The 4039-nt window shown below is 59.7% G+C and carries 3 protein-coding genes; 1 reads left to right on the top strand and 2 read right to left on the bottom strand.

Annotated features, from left to right (window positions below; genetic code table 11):
* Positions 1-119: 119 nt before the first annotated feature.
* Positions 120-2354, bottom strand: coding sequence for a bifunctional (p)ppGpp synthetase/guanosine-3',5'-bis(diphosphate) 3'-pyrophosphohydrolase (locus WCG50_RS17925; protein WP_336900959.1), 2235 nt, complete (start codon positions 2352-2354; stop codon positions 120-122).
* Between the two features lie 18 nt (positions 2355-2372).
* Positions 2373-3269: an alpha/beta hydrolase gene (locus tag WCG50_RS17920; protein WP_336900958.1), complete on the bottom strand. Its 897-nt coding sequence runs from the start codon at positions 3267-3269 to the stop codon at positions 2373-2375.
* Between the two features lie 81 nt (positions 3270-3350).
* Here WCG50_RS17920 and WCG50_RS17915 point away from each other — a divergent pair.
* The coding region (locus tag WCG50_RS17915) for a 3-hydroxybutyrate dehydrogenase (RefSeq protein WP_336900957.1) at positions 3351-4039 on the top strand (689 nt) is incomplete at its 3' end.

Below are 4039 nucleotides of genomic sequence, written 5' to 3'. Positions count from 1 at the left end.
ATTTTTCCGGATGCCATTGAAGATTCCTTTTGTTGTAAGTTGAGTTAGATTTCGAGATCAAATTTATATGAATGGATTGTGCCTTTTCAGGTCAGGCCTCTGACCGAAAAAAGCTCAACTTAACGCCTGCGCGCCGAGCGCACGCCAGGGAGTTCGGCCACGGTGCCCAGCACCTTGGCCAAGCGTCCCGAATCGGAAACTTCGATGGTGAACGTCATCCAGGCGGAGCCCCGGATCGATTGCGTTTGCACGCCGATCACATTCATTTTTTCCTTGGTGAACACCTCTGAAATATCGCGCAACAGACCTTGGCGATCGGTGGCTTCAATCGCCACATCGACCGGGTAAACGGAAGTGTTGCTGGTCTGGCGCTGGCCCCATTGCACCTCAATCACGCGCTCGCCATTTTTGGTCACCATTTCACGAAGATTGGAGCAATCGGTGCGGTGAACGCTGACGCCTTTGCCCCGCGTGACAAAGCCACAAATCGCATCGGGCGGGGCCGGTTTGCAGCACTTGGCCAGTTGCGTCATGAGCGAATCCACCCCCACCACCAGCACCCCGCCTTTGGCCGGGTTGGCGGTGCTGCGCGGCTTCTTGAGCAGCAGGTGGTCTTCTTCGGTCGGCAGGGGTTCCGGCGGGCGCAGCAATATTTCCACGTTGCGCAGCGAGAACTCGTCTTTACCCACCACTTCAAACAATTCATCGGCCGAATTGAAGCCGAGTTGTGATGCCAGGTCTTCGAGCTTGATGGCGGTCTTGCCGATGCGCTGCAGCAGCTTTTCAACCGCCTCGCGGCCCTTGGCCACGGTCTCATCCATCGCCAGCGCGTTGAACCAGGCGCGCACCTTGGAGCGGGCCCGGTGGCTGACCAGATAACCCAGTTCTGCATTGAGCCAGTCGCGCGACGGCCCGCCTTCTTTCACCACCGTCACCTCGACCGTTTGCCCATTTTTAAGTGGCGTGTTGAGCGGCACCATCACGCCATCCAGGCGCGCACCCCGGCAGCGGTGACCCAGGTTGGTGTGCACACTGTAGGCAAAGTCGATGGCGGTGGCGCCCTGCGGCAACTCGACGATGGCCGCCTCAGGCGTCAGGACATAAATGCGGTCGTCCAGCACGCCCTGCCCTTGTCCGCCCGAGAGTTCCCGCTCCCAGGCCAGCAACTGGCGCAGCACGGCGATTTTGGCGTCGTAGGCGCTGCTGGCCGTCACGCCTGAATAGCCTTTGGCGCCCGCCTCTTTGTAAGCCCAATGCGCCGCCACCCCGTTTTCGGAGTGGTCGTGCATGGCTTGGGTGCGGATCTGGATCTCGATCGGCTGACCCTTCGTATCGCGCACCACGGTGTGCAGCGACTGGTAGCCATTGACTTTAGGCTTGGCAATGTAGTCGTCAAACTCTTCCGAGATCGGGGTGAACTGGCTGTGCACCCAGCTTAAAGCGGCATAGCAATCGGGGATATTAGCCACCACAATGCGCAGCGCCCGGATGTCGTAGACCTGCTCAAACCCGAGGGACTTGCCGCGCATCTTCTTGACAATGCTGTAAATGTGTTTGGGTCGGCCCTGCACCGTGGCCGCGATGCCTTGGGCCTTGAGATCCGCTTCAAGTTGCGTGCGCAAATGCGCCACTTGGGCTTCTCGCTCAGAGCGTTTTTCCAGCAGCCAACGGGCCACTTCGCGGTAGGTTTCGGGCTCCATGAAGCGAAAGGCCAGGTCTTCCATCTCCCACTTGATTTCCCAGATGCCCAGCCGGTTGGCCAGCGGTGCAAACACCTGCTGGGCCTCGCGTGCCAGACCGGGCGGCACCGGCAGCTTGGTGGCGGCATAGAAACGCAGCGTTTGCAGGCGCGAAGCCAGCCGCAGCATCACGACGCGCAAATCACGCGAGAACGCCAGCAGCATCTTGCGCACGCTCTCGGTCTGCGCAGCGGCTGTTTGCGCCATCGGAATGGCCGACGAGACCCGCGCATTGGCGACTTGGGCCTGACGCGCCTGACGCTGCACCCGCACCAGCTTGGTGGTCTCCAGCGCCAGCGCGGCAAAATTATCGCCAAAAGCCTTGGTAATCACCTCTTGCGGTTTTTGCAGGTGGTCGCAGGCGTAGACCAGGTAACTGGCAGCCTGCATGTCTTGCGAGCCGCCAATGGTCTTGAGAATATCGGCCACGGCGTCAGCATGCGCCAACACGTTTTCACCGGTGTCGAGCGTCTCGCCCGAGAGCAACGGCTCGGCAAAAGCGCGGGCGCGCACTAGCGCATTGCCTTGATGCGGCGGGTTCTCAGTGGCTTCAATCAGTTGGGACAAAGGATGCAAAGGCGCGAGGCCACTCAATTCGGTTGCATGGCTTTTCATGGGGCATTCAGTTAGAAATTAGTTCAGCAAAAAGGCGGTGAGGGCTTGCACCTGATCCTGTGCATTGAAAGTGGGCGCATGGCCCACGCCCTCAAATTGCACCAACTGCGCTCTGGGACCACGCGTCATCATGGCGCGGGCAGTGGCAATAGACAAGAGATCCGACTCGACGCCACGCACCAGCAAGGTTTGGGCGCTGATGTTGTCATAGAGTTGCCACAGCATGGCTTCACTTTGCGCGGCTGATTCGGGCGTGACCGCACCAAACGAAAGGGCGATGGCCGGGTCGTAATGCAGCGTGACGCGCCCGGGCGCACCCGCCACCGGCTTGACCATGTGCTGCGCCAGCGCCAACCACTGCGCCGGTGTGTGCGGGCCAAAGCCTGACGAAATGGCCCACATCGCATCGGCGGCCGCCTGCACCGACTCGTACTCGCCAAAAGTGCCCAGATACTCGCCAATGCGTTGCAGCGCTTGCCACTCGATGGTGGGGCCGACGTCGTTGAGCACCAAACGGCGCACCTGAACCGGCAGCGGCAAGTCGGGCTGGCCACACACCACCAAGCCAATCAGGCCGCCCATGCTGGTACCGACCCAATCCAGCGTTGTGGGCTTGAGTTGCGCCAGCAAGGCCAGCATGTCGGCGGCGTAAAACGGAATCTGGTAGCCAAGCGGCTCTTTCAGCCAGTCACTTTGGCCGCGTCCCGCCACATCCGGGCACACCACGCGAAGACTGTTGCCGGACTGTTGGCACAGTGCTTTAGCAAGCACATCAAAGTCACGTCCCTGGCGCGTCAGGCCATGAACACAGACCACCACATGGGCGCTTTCGGGGTTGCCCCATTCCCAATAAGCCATGCGATGACCGCCAGCGGCATCGGGACATTGGACGAAATTCAGCGTGGGTTCAGTCATGGTGCGATCATGGGTTTGATAAAGTCGGTCAGCCATCCTAATTCAATCCCAGTGTCCTCAAATAATTCACGGAGAAACTTCATGCTCAAAGGCAAAACGGCCCTCGTCACCGGATCCACCAGCGGCATTGGCCTTGGTATTGCCATCGCATTGGCCAAAGAAGGCGCCAACATCGTTTTGAACGGTTTTGGTGATGTAGAAGGCCCGAAAGCTGAAGTTGCTGCACTCGGCGTCAAAGTGGGCTACCACGGTGCCGACATGAGCAAACCCGAAGAGATCGCGGCCATGATGATTTATGCCGCCGCCGAGTTTGGTCGCGTCGATATTCTGGTCAACAACGCCGGCATCCAGCATGTGGCGCGTATCGAAAACTTCCCCATTGAACGCTGGGACGCCATCATTGCCATCAACATGAGCAGCGCTTTTCATGCCACTCGTCTGGCACTGCCAGCCATGCAAGCCGCCGACAACGGCAAGGGTTGGGGTCGCATCATCAACGTGGCCTCGATTCACGGCTTGGTCGGCTCGGCTGAAAAGTCAGCGTATGTCGCCGCCAAACATGGTGTTGTTGGCCTGACCAAAGTCACCGCGCTGGAAAATGCCACCAGTGGTGTGACGTGTAACGCCATCTGCCCCGGCTGGGTGCTCACGCCGCTGGTGCAAAAGCAGGTGGATGCCAAAGCCGCAGCGCTGGGCGTCTCAGTGGAGGAAGCTACCCAGCTGCTGCTGAGCGAAAAGGAACCGTCCAGGCAATTCACCACCCCCGCAGA

The organism is Rhodoferax sp., assembly GCF_037143375.1.
Lineage (GTDB): Bacteria > Pseudomonadota > Gammaproteobacteria > Burkholderiales > Burkholderiaceae_C > Rhodoferax.
This window is presented reverse-complemented; position numbering and strand designations above follow the sequence as displayed.

Excerpts from the sequence above, each read along its gene's own strand:
- WCG50_RS17925 (WP_336900959.1), bottom strand. The coding sequence starts at position 2,354 with ATGAAAAGCCATGCAACCGAATTGAGTGGCCTCGCGCCTTTGCATCCT.
- WCG50_RS17920 (WP_336900958.1), bottom strand. The coding sequence starts at position 3,269 with ATGACTGAACCCACGCTGAATTTCGTCCAATGTCCCGATGCCGCTGGC.